Raw genomic sequence first — 18,038 nt, 5'->3', positions numbered from 1 at the left:
GATTACTCAAACATCAAAATGTATCCAATTCCAAAAATGCCAACATCCACAAATATATGGCTGATCCAGTTTCCGAGAAAAGTTTTGGTGTGTGCTGTAAGAATGCACCAGAAAAATCCCCCAACGCCCACTGCGGTTCCTAAGGCAACGGTGAGCGGAAGGGGAAAATATTGACTAAGAATTACAAAGTGATGAAGGGAAAATCCAATACTCGAGAGTAGTGCTGAGGAAAATATTCCAAATCGTAAACGGAGTCCGTGAAAAACGAAATATCGCCAATAAAACTCTTCAAAAAGAGAGTGAAGTATACAAATGATTCCCGAAAAAAGAAGATAAAAAAGGGGAGAAATGAGTCCCATCTGCATTGTTTTTGCTGTTATTTCTGAGGTAAAGCTTTGGAAAAAATTCTCAAAGAAGAAAAAAATAGCTATTCCGGCAGAGAAAATGGAAACTCCACTTACTACTCCATAGAGAATTGCTTTCTTTGCATTACCAAGGGAGAAAAATGAGGGGAAAAACTCCTCTCTATTTTTTTGTCTCAAAAACAAAAGCCACAACATTGGCCAGAGAAGGAGAAGGAGTTTTGAGGATCCGTAGAGCATATTTGCAAATCCGATTTCTGCAAAAAGAACAAAGTAGAAAATGGAAGCAATACCATTAAAAAACAGTGCTGGGATAATGGCAAAAAGAAGGAATTGGTGACGGATCATTCTTTGAAAAGATGAGAAAATGTTTCGAGTTGTTCTTGTGAAATTTTTTGCTCGTAAAAAGCTTTTCCAAAAACAGCGCCAGAGAGATGCGCACTGCGAAGATCTTCCAGATCTTTTATACAAGAGACTCCACCAGAAGCAATAACAGAGAACTTTGGAAAATCTCGCTGAATTTTTTGAAAGAGCGGAATGGGTGGACCAGAAAGCATGCCATCGGTCACGATATCTGTAACAATAATATTTTGTACACCCAAATCTGAAAGCACTTGCAAGAAATCATTGAGAATGATTCTGCTCATCTGTTGCCAGCCATGTGTTGCCGGAGTACCATTTTTTAAATCGACTCCCACAACTATTTTTTCCGAAGAGAATTGAAAAAGCACCTCCCGAAGAAATGTTGGATTTTCAAGTGCTGAGGTTCCTAAAATAATTCGGGAAGCCCCAAGTGACAACAAGAGCTCAATGTCGGAAAATGATCGAATGCCACCACCTATTTCCACAGGACGTGTGGTGGAACGGATAATTTCTTGTACGGCATCTCTATTTATTGGAATTCCTGCCTTTGCACCATCGAGATCAACCACGTGAATCCCGTGAGAAAATGAGGAGAAAATCTTTGCAATTTCTGAAAGCGAACAGCTGTATTCTGTCTTTTTTTCATAATCTCCTTGAAGAAGACGCACAGGTTTTCCCTCCAAAAGATCAATGGCTGGCCAAAGCTGAAAAGACATATTTTAAGATAAGATGGTAAGCATTATGTCAAAACTAAAAGCTTCACAAAAGAAAATTATTGCTTTCGTCTTGATTTTTTTGTGTCCGTTGATACCCTCTTTTCGCCTCTTTGCTATGGGCAATTTCTTTTTCTTGAGATAGTTATGACGAAAATTACCGTCAAAAATCCGGTGGTCGAACTCGATGGTGACGAGATGACCAGAGTCATTTGGAAGATGATTAAAGATCGCCTCATTTTGCCGTATATTGATGTCGAGCTGAAGTATTTTGATCTCCACGTTAAGCAACGAGATGAAACTGATGATGCGGTAACGTTAGAAGCGGCGAAAGCCATAAAAGAACACAACGTGGGTATTAAATGTGCCACTATTACGCCAAATGCCGCTCGTGTAAAAGAGTATGATCTCAAAAAGCAATATCGTTCTCCAAATGGAACAATTCGAAATTTCTTGGGAGGAACTGTCTTCCGCGCACCAATTCTTTGCAAAAATGTACCGCGTCTTATACCGGCGTGGAAAAAACCAATTGTGGTTGGACGTCATGCGCACGCCGATCAATACAAAGCAACAGATATTGCTATTTCTCAGCCAGGAACATTAAAACTCGTTTTTGAGGGAGCAGATGGAAAAACCGAAGAGCACACGGTTTTTGAGTTCTCTGGTGCTGGAGTTGCCATGGGAATGTATAACACCGAAAAATCCATCCGCGATTTTGCAACTGCGTGTTTTGAATATGGACTCCTTATGAATTATCCCGTGTGGTTTTCTGCAAAGGATACCATTCTTAAAACCTACGATGGCATGTTTCGAGACATTTTTCAGGAAATCTATGACACTCAGTATAAGGAGAAATTTGAAGCAAAAGAACTGACCTACTACTACACTCTTATCGACGACACTGTGGCACGCATTCTCAAGGCTGAAGGAGGAGTGGTGTGGGCGTGCAAAAATTACGATGGAGACGTACAATCAGATATGATCGCTCAAGGCTTTGGTTCACTTGGTCTTATGACCTCTGTGCTCATGTGTCCAGATGGAAAAACAATTGAGGCAGAGGCAGCGCATGGAACCGTAACGCAACACTATTATCAACACCAGAAGGGGAATGAGACGAGCACTAATCCTATTGCGAGTATTTTTGCGTGGACGCGTGGATTGGCGCATCGCGGAAAACTAGATGGAAATAATGAGCTTATTGCTTTCTGCGAAACATTGGAGCGAGTGTGTATTGAAACAGTGGAGAGTGGAAAAATGACAAAAGATCTCGCTCGAGCAGTGTACTCAACTGATAATCCTCCGCGAGAATCGTGGCTTACAACCGAAGCATTTTTTGATGCACTTGCCGAAAATTTTGAGAAGGCATTATCGTAATTTCAACACTTCATCTTGGAGCAAGAAGGACAGACGAACACCAGTCCTTCTTGCTTTTTTGCGTTGAAATCCGCATTATGCATCGGCTTTTTTGAGGAATTATGTCGGAAATGAAAACACGTCAGCGGGTAAATACAGGGCTTGCAGAGATGCTTAAGGGGGGGGTGATTATGGATGTTGTAACACCTGATCAAGCAAAAATTGCAGAAGAAGCCGGAGCAGTAGCAGTGATGGCTCTCGAACGTGTTCCGTCAGATATTCGAAAAGAAGGTGGTGTGGCGCGTGCGAGTGACCCAAAAATGATTCGCGGTATTCAAGCAGTAACCACTATTCCCGTTATGGCAAAAGTACGTATTGGGCATTTTGTAGAAGCTCAAGTTTTAGAGGCGTTGAAAGTGGATTTTATTGATGAGTCCGAAGTTCTCACTCCCGCAGATGAAGAGTTTCATATTGATAAACGTGCTTTCGAAATTCCATTTGTTTGTGGTGCGACCTGCTTGGCAGAAGCACTTCGACGTATTGGAGAAGGTGCCTCCATGATCCGTACTAAAGGAGAGGCAGGAACAGGAAATGTGGTGGAAGCAGTTCGACATTTTCGAAAAATAAGCCAAGAAATCCGCCACCTTCAAAATGTTCCTCCGGAAGAACTCATGACAATTTCCAAGAATATGGGGGCACCATTTCATCTCGTGGAAATGGTTTCCAAAACAGGAGTGCTTCCTGTGGTGAACTTTGCGGCAGGAGGTATTGCCACTCCTGCGGATGCCGCGCTCATGATGCAACTTGGATGCGATGGTGTGTTTGTGGGCTCTGGTATTTTTAAATCGTCCGATCCTGCAAAACGTGCAAAAGCAATTGTGGAAGCTGTGGCAAATTATAAGAATCCAGATGTTATTGCACGTGTTTCAGAAGATTTGGGAGAGGCAATGGAGAGTAAAACTATTGAAGAGCTTGAAACGAAAATGGCAGAGCGCGGTTGGTGAGATTCTCAAAAACCTCTCTTATTGTATTTCCCCTTCTGCCTTTTTGTTGTAAATGTTTTTTTTGAGGAAACTCAGAATTTCCTTGCGAAAAATGAATTATTCTCTACAATAAATTATTGAAAGAATACTTATGACAGTATTGTGGATTATTTTCGGCGTTTCTCATTTTTTGTCTTTTTGTTTTTATCTTATTGTTTTGGAGCGAGTTCGAGAGTATGCTCGCCCATATCTACTCTACGAAAACAAACATTCAAAGCTGATGGGATTTCTTTCAATTCGTCGTATTTTTTTCCTCTATTTTTTTACACTTTTGTTTATCGCCATTCTTGGGGTGTTTTTTCTTCTTTCTCCTCTTACCCCGTGAAAATTTTCCCAAACCTCTCTGATCGCGCGGTAAATCGTTTTGAATTTCTTCATGAAAATGAAAGGTGTTATGCTTTTTTTCGACGGCATGGCATGTGTCTCCTTTTTGGGGTGTGTCGACATTGGCTTCCTTATTTTTTAGGATACCTCCTTCTTCTGCCTCTTCTCTTTTGGGTTGTTAATTTTTTTGGGGAAGAAAACGCACTTTCATTTATTGCTTTCGCTTTTAATATGGTGGCAATTATTTTTTTGGTGCATTGGTTTTTTCTCGCTATTCTCGAATACATGCTCGGTTTTATGATGATTACTAATCGTCGCATTGTAGAACTTCATAAAAGTGTTTTTCTTCGGGAAGAAATGTCGGAAATGCCTTTTGAACAAATCACCAATATCCACCATGAAAAAAGTGGGTTCTTGCAGAATATTCTTCATTACGGAACACTTCGTATTGATACAAATATCGAAAATCCTATTCGTATGCATTTTGTTCCACGATCTGAAGAAAAGTTTGCAAAAATTAGCGAAATTCATGGGGAATATGTTCATCGAACAAGAGAAGAATTACAACGATCCCTTTCTGAGTAAAGAAAAAAATGAGATAATCACGTTCGAATTTTTATATGTATCGATGATTTTTCTAGGGCACTGCCCCGATTCTGTGGGGCTTGTGGCAAAAGTGAGTTCATTTTTTGCTGATCATGACGTAAATATTACTGATCTCGAAGAACACACAGAGCAAAACCGGTTTTTTCTTCGGATTGAATCGGATACAAAAAAAAATCTCAAGAAAATTGAAAACGATTTTTGCTCTTTAGCAGATGAAATTTCTATGGAGTTTTCTTTTTGTCATCCAAAACAAAAAACACGAGTCGTACTCTTCTGTTCGCAGACACTCCACTGTCCACTTGAAATTCTTTCACAACAGCTTTCGGGAGCGTCTTTAATAGAGATTATCACTATTATTAGTAATTCTCGAGAATTTGAATCCATTGCAAGAAGGTTTGATATTCCTTTTTTCTTCACCAAAACATCAGTGGAAAAAGCGGGGTACGAAGCAGAGCAAATACAGATTCTCAAAGATACTTCGCCAGATTTGGTAGCATTGGGACGATATATGAAGATTCTTTCTCCTCAATTTCTCGCTGAGTGTCCATCACCCATTATTAATATTCACCACTCTTTTTTACCTTCATTTGTTGGTGGCAGACCATACGAAATGGCGTATGAACGTGGAGTAAAAATGGTGGGAGCAACAGCACATTTTGTTACCAAAGATTTGGATGAAGGACCAATTATTGCTCAAGGTGTAGTGCCTGTGAGGCACACATCCTCTATAGAAACGATGAAACATGCCGGAGCAAATGTGGAAAAGAGTGTTTTTGCAGAAGCTATTCAAAAGTTCTCCGAGCGAAAAATTATTGAATGGCAGGGGAGAACCGTAGTTTTTCGCTAAAAAGTAAAGATTCCTTTTGAATTTTCTTGTGTGATTAAATTTTTGGAGAAAGGATGTCTTCTTGAGTCAAACTTCCGGGAAGGACTCGATCGGCAAAAAGAATACCATTCAAGTGATCGATTTCATGTTGAACAACACGAGCATCTAAATTATTGAGTTCTCGTTGTTGTTGCCTTCCGTTTTCATCTAAATACTGCAGAAGAACCCGTTTCGCACGCGAAACTTTTCCAAATTCTCCAGGAAGCGAAAGACATCCTTCTTCCTCTACCGCACATTCTGCGGAGAAGGAAAGAATTTTTGGATTCACCATTCCCAAAACTTCATCACCAACTGTTGCAATAATTATTCTCTTGTTGACTCCTACTTGTGGAGCAGCAAGCCCAATTCCTTTCTCTTTTTTCATGGATGTTTTCATGTTTAAAATGAGTTTTTGAATATCGTTATTTACTTGAGATACTTCTTCTGAACGCTTGCGAAGTATCGTATTTTTAAGACCGGTTTGAAGAGCAAGTGTTGCCATTTGCTAAGAAAATTTTAGAAAAAATGAGAAGTTTCTCCTTGGTATTATTCCTTTTTTTTCAAAAATGGAAAGGGGTGGTACAAAAAATTTGGAAACACAAATATTGAAAAACTTTGCTCTCCTTGAGACAATACATAGTGGCTTTGTAAAAAACTCATGAGTGGAATGGTGCTAACTGGTTCAGAAATTGTGATGGAATCGCTGTTGCGTCAGCAGGTACACACCATATTCGGATATCCCGGAGGATCCGTGATTCCGCTATACGACACCATGTATAAAAAATATGTTCATTCAAAAAAACTTCGACATATTCTTGTGCGACACGAACAGGCATCGGCATTCGCTGCAAATGCTATGGGTCGGGTAACGGGGAGAGCAGGGGTCTGTATTGCCACGAGCGGTCCTGGTGCGACAAACCTCGTTACTGGAGTGGCAGATGCGCTTATGGACAATGCGCCACTTGTTGCTATTACGGGGCAGGTTTTTTCGCATCTCATTGGCTCCGATGCTTTTCAGGAAACCGATGCTATTGGCATTATGATGCCAATTGTCAAACACAGTTTTTTTGTTGATCGTGCAGAAGATATTGAGCAAGCCATGGTGGAAGCATTTTATCTTGCTGAAAGTGGACGGCCTGGTCCGGTGCATATAGACATCACAAAAGATGCGTTTTTGGGAAAGGCAAAGTATTTTGGAAATCTCTCACCACATCTTCCTGGGTACAAACCAACAACTGAGGGGAGTGATTTTCAGATTAAAAAAGCACTCGAACTTATAGTCAAAGCAGAGCGACCAATCGCTATCATTGGTCATGGTGCTATGATTTCTGGCGCTCGAGATGAAGTCATTGAATTCTTGGAAAAAGCTGATATTCCTGCGGTGTGCACTCTTCATGGACTTTCCACGCTTTCTGTAGATCATCCTCATTTTATTTCCATGCTTGGCATGCACGGATCGGTGGCGGCGAATTATGCCACGTATCAATCTGACCTTCTTATTTCCCTTGGAAGTCGTTTTGACGACCGCATTACTGGAAGACTTGATGATTTTTCTCCCGAAGCGAAAATTATCCACTTTGATATTGATCCGGCAGAACTTGGAAAAAATGTCCGTCCGACAGTTCCTGTAGTAGGAGACATAAAAAATATTCTTCAAAAGCTTCTTCCTCAAATTCCAAAAGGACTTTCACATGAGCCATGGTGGGGGAAAATTCATGATTGGCAAGAAGAATTTCCCATGGATGTTGGGCAGAAAAAACAAGATCACGGAGAAAAAATGCGTGCGCCAGACGTTATTCGCATTCTTGGGGAAGAAACGAAGGGCAATGCTTTTGTTACCGCAGATGTGGGACAACACCAAATGTTTCTCGCACAATATTATCCGTTTCGAAAATTTCGCGGACATGTTTCTTCTGGAGGACTTGGTTCTATGGGTGCAGGACTTCCGCTTGCCATGGGGGTTCAAGTCGCACTTCCAGAAGAAGAGGTGTGGTCGGTTTCTGGCGATGGGGGATTTCAAATGAACTGTCCAGAGCTTGCAACGCTTCAGCAAGATAATCTTCCGGTAAAAGTTTTAGTTCTCAACAACAGCTATCTTGGCATGGTGCGCCAATGGCAAGATATGTATCACGAGAAGAACTATGCAAGTACTGAGCTTTGGAATCCAAATTTTGTGAAACTTGCCGAGGCATACGGAATTCCTGCCTTCTTTGCAAAAACACCAGAGGAGACACGAGAAGCTATTCAAAAGGCACGTTCCATAAAAGGTCCAACATTCATCGAGTGTTCCATCGCTCCTGAGGAAAATGTTTATCCCATGGTTGATGCCGGAAAAAGCCTGCGAGAGACAAAGACAGAAGGGTAGCTTTTTAGGAGGATTTTTGAAGAGTGTTTTCCAAAAGAGAGAGAAGCGCGCTGTATTGATCAAAAGAATCAGGCATTATTGCGTTTTGCATCTTTCGGTAGAGTGGAAGGAAGTGGTTTTCAACTTCCCAGATTTTTCTTTTTCTCTTTGATTCTGGCAGAAATTTCATATCAGAAAGATTGTGAATTTGGTCTGCCATTTTCACATACATTACATATGGATCTGCCAAGCATCCCAAGTAAAATCGTCGCATATAAATGGTAAAGCGATAGTCAATATATGCCTCAAAAGAGGAAATGCCTTCTTCTTTTCTCTGTTTTGCTTCTTGATAGAATTTACGCCATTTTTGATTATCTTTTGGTTTTTGATTTTTTGAGAGAGCATAGACTACAAATACAACTCTTTCTGGAAACAAGGAATACATATCAATATTGGTGATCTTTGTGTCTTCACACACATCATGGAGTACAGCTATGGCAAGGGCAATGGGAGGAAAGTTGAGTTTTTTAAGTATCTCCATTACCGCAATAGGATGGGTAATATATGGCTTCCCTGATGCTCTTTTTTGCTCTTTATGCAATTCTGTTGCTAGGGCAACAGCTTTCTCTAAGACCTCTCTATCTTTTTTGGGGAATGCATTGTTTTTCACGAGAAAAATATTTAGGATTTGAGTATATTACCTTTTATATTCATTCTACCTAATCTATGAAAGATCTTGCAACAAAAGAAGTGGTGAAGGATATTGTAGAAACCTTAGACATGTATCATAAAAAAATAACAAGTATAAACACTTCTCATGATCGAGAAGAATTTTTTAATCTTATGGGAGATCTCGATCGCTATATCACAGGGATTATTGATGAAGACGCTTTTCAGTCTTTTTATCATTCAGTACATTTTCGAACCTTTTCAGATCTCTTCCTAATTCCACATCAGTATTATATGCGTGCCGTTGAAGCCCTTGAATCTTCTTGTATTCAGAGAGTTTCTTTTTCGGATTCTATTGAGCCACTTTCTGATAAAGTAAAGGGTGATTTTATGAAAACTCGTTTTTACACAAAGGTGAAGGATCTAAGCATGGTCGATTTTTCCCGAGTGAAAAAATTTGTCATGGTTGGCACTGGTCCGTTGCCTGATACCATTTTGTTTGTTACCGAAAACTTCAATATCCCAGAAATTATTGGAATTGATAATAATGCCGAGGCAGTTTTCTCTGGAAATGAGCTCATTCGCTATCTTGGTCTTTCTCAGGTGCAAATACGAAATGCTGATGGGATAGATTATGACTATTCGGGGGCAGATTTGGTGTATGTTGCAAATTTTGTTCCTCCAAAAAACAAGGTCCTAAGCAGAATAGCCGAAACAGCACCAAATCATGTACAGATTATTATTGAAAGCCCTCTTCTTATGGGGAGGCTTTTTTTTGAGGAAGTAATTCCCGAAAAGCTTCACCATTTATTGCGTATCCAAGAGAAGCAAGTAAATGAAACTGAATTCTTTCGTCATGAGGTTCTCAAGATAGGAAAATATCCAGAAATATAAAAACCTTCTTTTTTTGCAAAGAGAAGTATAAAGAAATCTGGAGCGTTGTTCAGATTTCTAAAGCGTATTTTTCATGACCGCACCGGTGTCTGCACTGGTGACGAGTTGGCAATAACGACCAAGCCAGCCTTTTTTTACCCTTGGCTCCCAAGAGGGGAGTTTTTTAAGACGTTCTGCAATTTCCGTATCATTGAGGCGTACATTTATACTTCGCTTGTGTGCATTAATATCAATAATATCTCCCGTTTCGATAACGGCAAATGGTCCACCTTCTGCCGCCTCTGGTGCAATATGACCAATACAGAGTCCACGTGTTCCTCCAGAAAATCGTCCGTCGGTAATAAGTGCGGCGCGAATCCCTTTTCCTTTTATGGCAGAGGTTGGCGCGAGCATTTCTTGCATTCCGGGTCCGCCTTGTGGACCTTCGTACTGAAGAACAACTACATCTCCATCTTTCACTTTTCCCTCTAAAATTCCTGAAAGTGCATCCTCTTGTGAGCGGAAGACTTTTGCGGTTCCAGAAAATTCCATCATGTCTTCATCAACTCCAGCAGTTTTTACCACTGATCCATTTGGAGCAATATTTCCAAAAAGAATGGCAAGTCCACCTTCCGCGGAAAAAGCATTTTTTCCAATACGAATAATATCTCCGTCTGGTTCTGGTGCTAATGCAATCGCGCTTTCGATTGTTTCTCCAGTGATGGTTGAAAGATGAGTTGTGAGCGGTGCTCTACCATCAATTTGAAGTCCTTTTAAAATCGCCGCAATGCCACCGACACGGTGAACATCTTCCATATGAATATCTGGACGAGATGGAGAGACTTTACAAATATTTGGGGTTATTTTGGCGAGCTCATTAATCCGTTTGATGTTATACGGAATGCCGGCTTCTCGTGCGAGTGCGAGCGTGTGAAGCACAGTGTTTGTGGAGCCACCCATGGCGAGGTCAAGGAGAAAGGCATTATCAATCGATTGTTCGGTAATAATATCACACGGACGAATGTTGTTTTTGAGAATCGTCTCAATAACCTCCGCCGCCCGATCAAAAAGGGCGATACGATCTGGATTTATCTCCCATTCTTGTGTTTCTGTATTTTTCCAACGCGCCGCCGGAATAGAGCCATTTCCCGGAAGAGCGAGTCCTATAGCTTCCGCAAGGCAATTCATAGAATTTGCGGTAAACATTCCCGAGCAACTTCCACAGGTTTGACATGATTCCGAAGCAATTTGTGCAAGACGCTCTTCCGAAATTTTTCCAGCGGATTGCTGTCCCACCCCCTCAAATACACTTACGAGATCTTGATTATTCTTTCCTGCGAGCATTGGTCCCCCCGAGATATAGAGTGAAGGAACATTGAGTCGTGCCATGGCATTGAGCATTCCGGGAACAATTTTATCGCAGTTTCCAATACCAATCCACGCGTCACACGGGTGCGCTCCGATAATCGTTTCGATTTGGTCGGTAATAAGTTCTCGACTCGCAAGTGAATATTTCATGCCAAAATGCCCCATGGCAATGCCGTCATCTACAATACCTCCAATGTTGCAATACCACACGTTGTAGCCTTTTTCTTTTATTTTTTCTGCAAGTCGCATTCCGAGCGGATGTAAATGCGCGTGTCCGGGAATATGTGTACTAAATGAGTTTACCACTGTAATAAATGGTTTTTTTCGGTCGGATATCTTTCCAATGACTCCTGCCGCCATCATAAGCGATGCCGCCGGAAGCATATGCGATCCATTTGCCACCACACGGCTTCCTTCTTTTTCAATACGAGCAAATCCTTCGTTAATGGGAGAATGCATACAATTTTATAAAGAGAAAAAAGACGCAAGGAGATTGTATGATATTTTTCTTCTGAAAAAAAGGATGATAGAATTGAGAGATTTCGCAGAAGAAGATATTTTTGAGAACTAAGAGCCATTAGGAGATGTTAGAACAGAGGCGGAAGATATCATAAAAAACAATGCTGTAATGCGTTATCTTCTCAATCTTCTCCCAGAGAATCTTTCTGCTCACGATTTTCATATTGCAAATCGAGTACTTAAAAGTGGAAATTGTTCTCGTCGAGAAAGAGCACTTTGTGGTGCTATTTTTGGTCCGATATTTCAGTATATTGGAGAAAATTTTGGCTTTATGGTTGAAGAGGGCTGAAGGATCAATTTGTGAATATATTACGAAAACTATTTCAAAAAGAAATTTTAGACATTATCTCTTGGGAAGAATTGATAAAGACTGATTCAAAAAGATCAGCAAATTACAAAAGAGCGGAGTAGGGAAAAAGGCGAAAAGTCACCTAATTTTTCTCTTCCTTTTTTTCTTTAAAAGCACTATCCTGTGGCGCGAGGCGGAGAATATTTTCTCTGTCGGCTTTCCCTTGATATTTTTCCTCACAAAATGCTTCCTCCACGAATCCAAGATTATCTCCTTATTGGTGATCTTCATAGCGCCGCGCTTGTGAGCAAACGTGCGTCTATTGATTGGCTCTGCTATCCGCAGTTTGATTCTCCGAGTGTTTTTGGAAAGATTCTCGATAATAAAAAAGGAGGATCTTTTTTCGTGATGGCAGATGAATACGAAACTACTTCAGGATATCAAGGAAATACAGCGATTGCAGAGACACTCTTTTCTTCTCCTGAACATGAATTTCGGGTTCGAGACTTTATGCTTCCTCGTCCAGAACGTGTGTGTGGTTCTCAACTTCTTGCGCGAAATGTTGCCGGAAAAAAAGGGAATAAAACCATTTCGTTTTGCTTCTCTCCTCGACCAGATTATGCACGAAAAAGTCCAGTGTACGAATGGGATGGAAAGCGCCTTGTGGCATATATTGAGCAAAGGGGACGTTTTCTTCTTCATTTGCCAGAAGGAACGGAATTTAAAATAGAGGGAGATGATGTGTTTTTTTCCTTTTCTTTAGAAGAAGGAGAAACAAAAAATATTGTTCTTGAATACTGCTTGTTTGGTCAGTCGATGTATTCCGATGCAAACTTAGAACAAGAAACACGGAACTTTTGGCACAATTGGATTAGTAAAGGAAAATTTTACGATTTCTGTCGATCAGGTCTTCTCCGATCTGCTATCACCATAAAACTCATGCAGTTTTATCCCACAGGTGCCATGGTCGCGGCACCAACAACTTCACTCCCCGAAGAAATGGGGGGCGAACGAAACTGGGATTATCGCTATGTTTGGATTCGTGATGCCATGTTCGGGCTCTATGCCTTCACTGTTTTAGGATATGTAGAAGAAGCAAAAATGCTTTTTCAATTTGTGGAGCACCTTTTTGTTGACAAAGACGATTGGAACTTCTCTGTCCTCTACGCATTAAACGGGACAGATTCTACAAAGGAGGAGATTCTCGATCACCTTGAAGGTTTTCGAGGTTCGGGACCAGTTCGTCGTGGAAATGAGGCGGCAGAACAGCTTCAGCTCGACATGTATGGAACTCTTATTGATGCCTACTTTTTCACAACAAAACACTATGAAGAAATTCCCGATCATAGTGCTCGTGTTATAAAATATCTCGTCAAAAAGATAGAAGAGAATTGGAAAAAACCAGATAGCGGTATTTGGGAGGCACGCAATGAACCAAAACATTATACCTACAGTAAGGTGATGTGTTGGGTTGGTATGCATCGTGCGCTTAAACTTTGTGAAAAACTCAAAATTTCAGAAGAAGAAAAAGCTCGATGGGAAGCAATGGAAAAAGAGATTCACGATTGGATATGGGAACATTGCTACGACAAAGAACTCAAAACATTAGTACAATATCCTGGCGCAAAACATCAGGATGCAACCAATTTTCTCTTTGTTATTCTCCATTTTCTCGATAAAAAAGATCCACGAACTCGAGAGGTTTTGGAAGCAACAACAAAGGAACTCGTGAAGGATGATATTTTTGTTTATCGTTATCTCGCAGAAGACGGTTTACAGGGAGAGGAAGGAGTATTTGTCCTCTGCACCTTTTGGCTCATTTCTGCTTGGGCACGACTAGAGGAGGTGGATTACGCCTCTGAACTTTTTGAGAAATTTGAAAAATATATTGCTCCACATGGACTTCTTGCCGAAGAAGTTGACCCAAAAACAGGAGAATACCTTGGAAACTATCCTCAGTTTTTTTCACATCTTGGGTATGTTATGGCGGCACATTATCTCATGAAATACCTACAGCGTGCTGGAAAGCTTCCAAAAGAATATGGATGCGATATTCACATGTATCCCTAAGCTTCATCATCAAAGTACAGTGCAAAAAAAATAAGAGAGAGATCTGCGCAGAAAAATTTTGGGTGAATCTTTTTCTTAATCGAACATCATATCTTCATAGATGAGCTTGCACTTGATACCAGTAGCAACATCAAGTGCTTATATACTGGTAGACTCATCGGTATTTCCTTCCTTGTCCTTTGGCAACAGCATCTTTGAATTTAATATATTTCACATCAATTTGGATATTTTCTCTTGGAAGATACCTTGGAGCTTCGTATGTGTTTGAACGCTCTCTTTCTTTCATAAGTCCTTCTCGGAAATCGGATACTTGATCCAAGTGAATTCAACCCAAAACTGACTGAATGACTTATATTCTCTAACTCCGAAAGACCACAACGATTATAAAATACCTCTAGAGCATTATGAATGTACCTCAAAAGTGCCTATGGTGTGGTCATCCAGAACAAATAGTTGACAAAAAAAAATAATCCACTATAGTTTCCCACTCTTTCAGATTGCCATTTGCGAAAAGGAGCTCTGTAAAGAGAAAACCGCTCCTTCGGGGGCACATCGTCTTGTTCCGTGTAGGGATCCTATTTGGATGCCCTCAAGGGCAGACAGATCCTTAAAAGCACGGGACGTATTTTGGAGATATGAAAGATGAAAACTATATTTGCGGCGCTGCTTTTTGGTTTATCCAGTATTTCTTCTGGGGCAACAACTTGCCCCGCCAAAGAAATCCCCCTGAGGTTCGAGGGAGGGTGCACGGCAGTCACCAATTCCCATGGGGGGGTGGTCCTTCTGCCTCCTATAATGCAGAAAGGGGAGGAAGAAACAGGCGGGTGTCTTTTTTCTTTCCCTTATGGGGAAGAACTAGGGATCACCTTCCGGATTCCCCATTTTGGGGAGGTGGTTGTTTGTTTGGATGGAATTTGTAAAAAAACTGAAGCAAATGGATTTCTTTCGTTTGACTTCAGATATTCCACAGATTTCCCAGAAGAAGCCACGGAAGAAATCATGGGAGAAGCCACGGAAAAACTCAGTGAAGAGGCCATGGAAAAACTCATGGAAGAAGCCATGGAAGAAGTCAGGGGAGAAGTCAGAATTTTTCTGACCTCAGAAATGGGAGCGATATCGCCCCCAAAGCTATACGCTGAAGATTGCACCTGTAAAGAAACGGATTTGGGGTGCCCTATCGACCCTCCGAAGCCCTAAGTAAATGTGGGGGGCGGATGTTCATTTGTTTTGAACTCCGCCCTCTGCCTTTCATTATTCATTTTCCAAAAAATACGTCCCTGCCTTTTTTTAAAAGTTACTGATTTTGTTATGCGTTTTGTGCGCTCATATCCTTTAGGAAAAGCGAGGAATTGAAAAATTAAAAACAGGTCATTATACTCTTTTTGTTTTTTTGAGTATTCCATGTCTGGACACAGCAAGTGGCACTCCATCCGCCACAAAAAAGGAGCAAACGATGCCGTTCGGGGGAAAATTTTTACGCGCCACGCTAAGCTTATTGCCATTGCGGCGCGAAGTGGTGGCGATCCTGAAACGAATCCTGCTCTTCGACTTGCCATTGAAAATTCTAAAAAAGAGAATATGCCGAATGCGAACATTGATCGTGCTATTAAAAAAGGAACAGGGGAAGACAAAGACGGGGCGCAAATGATGGAGATTCTCTATGAGGGCTATGGACCAAATGGTGTTGCTATTCTCGTGGAAGTATTAACGGATAACAAAAATCGAACAGTTTCTAGCATTCGCTCAATTTTTTCCAAAAACGGAGGAAGTCTTGGGGAATCAGGTTCGGTTGCATTTCTCTTTGAGAAAAAAGGAGTTATTTTCCTCGGAAAAACTGGAGAAGAAGCTGAGCTCGCCGCCATTGATGCAGGAGCAGAAGATGTGCGTGAACAAGATGATATGCTTGAGGTCATCACCGATCCGACCGATCTCTACGCGGTCAAAAAAACTCTTGAAGAAGCAGGGTTTCCCATAGAATCCGCCGAACTTTCATTTCTTCCGGGAACAACAATTGATGTGAGCAACGAAGAAAGCGCTCGAAAAATTATTCATCTTCTTGAGCTCCTTGAAGATGATGATGATGTCACACGAGTTTTTTCCAACTCAGATATTCCCGAGGAGATTCTTGAGAGACTCTTATAATTGGACTTAGTCCACAATTTTTTTTGTGATTCACAAGGAAGTAGCTATTCCAATTTTTTGAAATATTCTTCTGCTAACGCAATCCCCGTAAGTGCCGCAACAGAGCTCATTCGAGAGGTACCTGCGAGAAAATATTTTGCTTCGGCAATATTTTTTACGGAAAAGTTTTCAATCTGTTCCGATACTTCAAGTTCTGGCGCCTGCTGAAACACACAATTTTTCCCCAAAAAATAATGATACTGCATGGGGGAACCTGTTGGGTTCGCAAATACCTTTCCCAAAAAGATAAGTGATTCTGCTTTATGACCTGTCTCTTCGAGAAGCTCTCTTTCTGCCGCTTGTTTTGGTTTTTCTCCTTCGTCAATCATGCCCGCACAGAATTCATACAAAATTTCTCCAGCACCGTGTTTATACGCTTTTTGAAGGAGTAGACTTCCATCCGCAAAAAAAGGGAGAACAATAACTGCATCATGACTCAGATTTACATACCATTCTCCTTCCTCTCCATTAGGAAATCGAACAGTTTGCACTTCTACCGGCATCCATGGAGAGTTTAGAACTTTTTTTCGATGAAGAATTTCAAATGGTTTCACGAGCAATAATCTTGAAAAAAGCGGAGATAAGAATAATAAAAAATGTTACGGGAAAGAGGAATATCGTCATGAGAAGTGAGAACCAAAACGGCACACGATATGCCCTATGCGAAATACGGTGCAAAAGACTCGCAAGCGATTGTCCAAAAAACGTGGCGTACAGGGAAATAACGAAGAGAATAAGAAGAAAAATCCAAAAGAGAATTCCAAACAGCATTGAGAAAAATCCCGTTCCAGTTGGCTTTTTGGGAAATACCGGTGAAAGAAAAATACGATCTTTCATTATAAATACTGTGACACATTCTGAAGAAGAGAATCAAATAACACTGCTTGAAGAAAATGAAAAAAAACGTTCTTCTGGTTTCTGCAACTTTTTTCTTCTTCATGGTATTTCGAGCATTTTTCACAGTTTTTCTTGTTTTCGCTCTCTCTGGATGCGGAGCTTCACCCAATTTTTCAGCAGAAGAGGTATCTCAAAAAAATTCAGAAGAGAATATATACGACGAAGCAATTCGTTTAGGCGGGGAGTGGTTCCTCAATAATCAAAATGATGATTTCCTTTTTTATGAATACGATCTTGCGAAAAAGATCCACCCAAAAACAAATCAGCGTCTTCGTGAAATGGGCGCACTTTGGTCAATCACTTTGTTGCGAGATTATCTCAACGATCCACGGTACGAAGTTTTGGCGCAAAAAGGGTTTTCGTTTTTCGAACGACATTTCGTGCTTGATGAAAATCGAAAAATGATAACGATTAATATCACTCCCAAAAACACAAAACTTGCCTACAATGCTTTTGCTATTCTTACCCTTCTTTCTCTCGATCGTCCGCAGAAAGATGAATACCTTTCCCTTTTTGCAAACGGCATTGAATATCAACAACTTCCTTCAGGAGAACTGCAAACCTTCTTTTTTCAACCTCAAAAAACGGGAGTTGATTATTATCCTGGAGAAGCAATATTTTCCCTGATGAGTTTGTATGAAAAAACACAAGAGAAACGGCTTCTTGAGATTACCAAAAACGCATTTCCGTTTTATCGGGATTACTGGCGAGGGAATAAAAATACTGGCTTTATTCCTTGGCAAACACGAGGCTATCGAAAATATTTCGATGCAACGCAAAAACAAGAGGTCGCAGATTTTATTTTCGAGATGAATGATTGGCTTTTAAGTGAACATAAGCCAAAAGAAGAGTGCTCTCATTTTACCTTTTCACGCGGTGGTGTTGTTTCGGTCTTTATGGAAGGAGTGATTCAGGCTTATGATACAGCAGAGAAGCTGGGTGATACAAAGCATCAAGAGTGTTATCGAAACTTTGTTCAAGAAGGTTCCAATTTTCTCCTCACTCTTCAGGTAACGAGCGAAGAGCCGTATGGAAAAGCGGCACTAGGCGGTTTTCGGAGTAGTGCTTCTTCAAATGAGCAACGGGTAGACAATAACCAGCATGCGGTGACGGCGCTTATTGATGCGCGCCAGCGAGGGCTTTTGCCGTAAAATCCTTTTGTCATTCCGTGCTTGACACAGAACCTCAAAGATCCTGAA

General features: G+C 40.9%; 17 protein-coding genes. 10 read left to right on the top strand and 7 right to left on the bottom strand.

Features of this window, described 5'->3' with window-relative positions; genetic code table 11:
• Positions 1-2 precede the first annotated feature (2 nt).
• A complete protein-coding gene (locus IPN35_02655) occupies positions 3-710 on the bottom strand; it encodes a CPBP family intramembrane metalloprotease (protein ID QQS59751.1) in 708 nt (235 codons plus the stop codon).
• Positions 707-1,441 carry a 1-(5-phosphoribosyl)-5-[(5-phosphoribosylamino)methylideneamino]imidazole-4-carboxamide isomerase gene (hisA, locus tag IPN35_02650; protein QQS59750.1) on the bottom strand — a complete coding sequence of 245 codons (735 nt, stop codon included), beginning with the start codon at positions 1,439-1,441 and terminating at the stop codon, positions 707-709. Before hisA ends, IPN35_02655 begins: the two co-directional genes overlap by 4 nt.
• 144 nt (positions 1,442-1,585) lie before the next feature.
• Here hisA and IPN35_02645 point away from each other — a divergent pair, with 144 nt between their 5' ends.
• The 4 genes from IPN35_02645 (at position 1,586) to purU (ending at position 5,611) form a co-directional block, all read left to right on the top strand.
• Positions 1,586-2,812, top strand: coding sequence for an NADP-dependent isocitrate dehydrogenase (locus tag IPN35_02645; protein ID QQS59928.1), 1,227 nt, complete (start codon positions 1,586-1,588; stop codon positions 2,810-2,812).
• Between the two features lie 110 nt (positions 2,813-2,922).
• Entirely contained in the window at positions 2,923-3,795 is an 873-nt protein-coding gene (pdxS, locus tag IPN35_02640) for a pyridoxal 5'-phosphate synthase lyase subunit PdxS (protein ID QQS59927.1), read from the top strand.
• A gap of 360 nt (positions 3,796-4,155) precedes the next feature.
• Positions 4,156-4,743, top strand: coding sequence for a PH domain-containing protein (locus IPN35_02635; protein ID QQS59749.1), 588 nt, complete (start codon positions 4,156-4,158; stop codon positions 4,741-4,743).
• Positions 4,744-4,786: 43 nt separating this feature from the next.
• On the top strand, positions 4,787-5,611 hold the full coding sequence (purU, locus tag IPN35_02630) for a formyltetrahydrofolate deformylase (protein ID QQS59748.1): 825 nt from the start codon (positions 4,787-4,789) through the stop codon (positions 5,609-5,611).
• A gap of 34 nt (positions 5,612-5,645) precedes the next feature.
• On the opposite strand, the gene def is transcribed toward purU, so the two are convergent.
• On the bottom strand, positions 5,646-6,131 hold the full coding sequence (gene def / locus IPN35_02625; GenBank protein ID QQS59747.1) for a peptide deformylase: 486 nt from the start codon (positions 6,129-6,131) through the stop codon (positions 5,646-5,648).
• 165 nt (positions 6,132-6,296) lie between these two features.
• Here def and ilvB point away from each other — a divergent pair, with 165 nt between their 5' ends.
• Positions 6,297-7,994, top strand: a complete 1,698-nt coding sequence (gene ilvB / locus IPN35_02620) for a biosynthetic-type acetolactate synthase large subunit (GenBank protein QQS59926.1) — start codon at positions 6,297-6,299, stop codon at positions 7,992-7,994.
• Between the two features lie 4 nt (positions 7,995-7,998).
• Here the strand turns inward: ilvB and IPN35_02615 are convergent, their stop codons facing one another.
• Positions 7,999-8,643: a bifunctional (p)ppGpp synthetase/guanosine-3',5'-bis(diphosphate) 3'-pyrophosphohydrolase gene (locus tag IPN35_02615; protein QQS59746.1), complete on the bottom strand. Its 645-nt coding sequence runs from the start codon at positions 8,641-8,643 to the stop codon at positions 7,999-8,001.
• Between the two features lie 56 nt (positions 8,644-8,699).
• Between IPN35_02615 and IPN35_02610 the strand changes: the two genes are divergently transcribed.
• Positions 8,700-9,536, top strand: coding sequence for a hypothetical protein (locus IPN35_02610; GenBank protein ID QQS59745.1), 837 nt, complete (start codon positions 8,700-8,702; stop codon positions 9,534-9,536).
• A 57-nt stretch (positions 9,537-9,593) separates the two neighbouring features.
• On the opposite strand, the gene ilvD is transcribed toward IPN35_02610, so the two are convergent.
• Positions 9,594-11,342, bottom strand: a complete 1,749-nt coding sequence (gene ilvD / locus IPN35_02605; protein ID QQS59744.1) for a dihydroxy-acid dehydratase — start codon at positions 11,340-11,342, stop codon at positions 9,594-9,596.
• A gap of 592 nt (positions 11,343-11,934) precedes the next feature.
• On the opposite strand from ilvD, the gene IPN35_02600 reads away from it, so the two are divergent.
• The 3 genes from IPN35_02600 (at position 11,935) to IPN35_02590 (ending at position 15,903) form a co-directional block, all read left to right on the top strand.
• On the top strand, positions 11,935-13,761 hold the full coding sequence (locus tag IPN35_02600; GenBank protein ID QQS59743.1) for a glycoside hydrolase family 15 protein: 1,827 nt from the start codon (positions 11,935-11,937) through the stop codon (positions 13,759-13,761).
• A gap of 795 nt (positions 13,762-14,556) precedes the next feature.
• Complete coding sequence (locus IPN35_02595; GenBank protein QQS59742.1) at positions 14,557-14,958, top strand: hypothetical protein; 402 nt, start codon at positions 14,557-14,559, stop codon at positions 14,956-14,958.
• Positions 14,959-15,162: 204 nt separating this feature from the next.
• The gene (locus tag IPN35_02590; GenBank protein ID QQS59741.1) at positions 15,163-15,903 is read left to right on the top strand and encodes a YebC/PmpR family DNA-binding transcriptional regulator; all 741 of its coding nucleotides are present in this window, start codon (positions 15,163-15,165) and stop codon (positions 15,901-15,903) included.
• 44 nt (positions 15,904-15,947) lie between these two features.
• Here the strand turns inward: IPN35_02590 and IPN35_02585 are convergent, their stop codons facing one another.
• Both IPN35_02585 and IPN35_02580 read right to left on the bottom strand, forming a co-directional pair.
• Positions 15,948-16,496: an NUDIX hydrolase gene (locus IPN35_02585; protein ID QQS59740.1), complete on the bottom strand. Its 549-nt coding sequence runs from the start codon at positions 16,494-16,496 to the stop codon at positions 15,948-15,950.
• Positions 16,483-16,779: a hypothetical protein gene (locus IPN35_02580; GenBank protein ID QQS59739.1), complete on the bottom strand. Its 297-nt coding sequence runs from the start codon at positions 16,777-16,779 to the stop codon at positions 16,483-16,485. The genes IPN35_02585 and IPN35_02580 overlap by 14 nt, the downstream gene beginning before the upstream one ends.
• Positions 16,780-16,880: 101 nt before the next feature.
• Here IPN35_02580 and IPN35_02575 point away from each other — a divergent pair, with 101 nt between their 5' ends.
• Positions 16,881-17,990, top strand: coding sequence for a hypothetical protein (locus tag IPN35_02575; protein QQS59738.1), 1,110 nt, complete (start codon positions 16,881-16,883; stop codon positions 17,988-17,990).
• Positions 17,991-18,038 lie beyond the last annotated feature (48 nt).

It is taken from the genome of Candidatus Peregrinibacteria bacterium (genome assembly GCA_016699755.1).
Taxonomy (GTDB): domain Bacteria; phylum Patescibacteriota; class Gracilibacteria; order CAIRYL01.
This window is presented reverse-complemented; position numbering and strand designations above follow the sequence as displayed.

Excerpts from the sequence above, each read along its gene's own strand:
- IPN35_02655 (QQS59751.1), bottom strand. The coding sequence starts at position 710 with ATGATCCGTCACCAATTCCTTCTTTTTGCCATTATCCCAGCACTGTTT.
- hisA (QQS59750.1), bottom strand. The coding sequence starts at position 1,441 with ATGTCTTTTCAGCTTTGGCCAGCCATTGATCTTTTGGAGGGAAAACCT.
- IPN35_02645 (QQS59928.1), top strand. The coding sequence starts at position 1,586 with ATGACGAAAATTACCGTCAAAAATCCGGTGGTCGAACTCGATGGTGAC.
- pdxS (QQS59927.1), top strand. The coding sequence starts at position 2,923 with ATGAAAACACGTCAGCGGGTAAATACAGGGCTTGCAGAGATGCTTAAG.
- purU (QQS59748.1), top strand. The coding sequence starts at position 4,787 with ATGATTTTTCTAGGGCACTGCCCCGATTCTGTGGGGCTTGTGGCAAAA.
- def (QQS59747.1), bottom strand. The coding sequence starts at position 6,131 with ATGGCAACACTTGCTCTTCAAACCGGTCTTAAAAATACGATACTTCGC.
- ilvB (QQS59926.1), top strand. The coding sequence starts at position 6,297 with ATGGTGCTAACTGGTTCAGAAATTGTGATGGAATCGCTGTTGCGTCAG.
- IPN35_02610 (QQS59745.1), top strand. The coding sequence starts at position 8,700 with ATGAAAGATCTTGCAACAAAAGAAGTGGTGAAGGATATTGTAGAAACC.
- ilvD (QQS59744.1), bottom strand. The coding sequence starts at position 11,342 with ATGCATTCTCCCATTAACGAAGGATTTGCTCGTATTGAAAAAGAAGGA.
- IPN35_02600 (QQS59743.1), top strand. The coding sequence starts at position 11,935 with ATGCTTCCTCCACGAATCCAAGATTATCTCCTTATTGGTGATCTTCAT.
- IPN35_02595 (QQS59742.1), top strand. The coding sequence starts at position 14,557 with ATGCAGAAAGGGGAGGAAGAAACAGGCGGGTGTCTTTTTTCTTTCCCT.
- IPN35_02590 (QQS59741.1), top strand. The coding sequence starts at position 15,163 with ATGTCTGGACACAGCAAGTGGCACTCCATCCGCCACAAAAAAGGAGCA.
- IPN35_02580 (QQS59739.1), bottom strand. The coding sequence starts at position 16,779 with ATGAAAGATCGTATTTTTCTTTCACCGGTATTTCCCAAAAAGCCAACT.
- IPN35_02575 (QQS59738.1), top strand. The coding sequence starts at position 16,881 with ATGGTATTTCGAGCATTTTTCACAGTTTTTCTTGTTTTCGCTCTCTCT.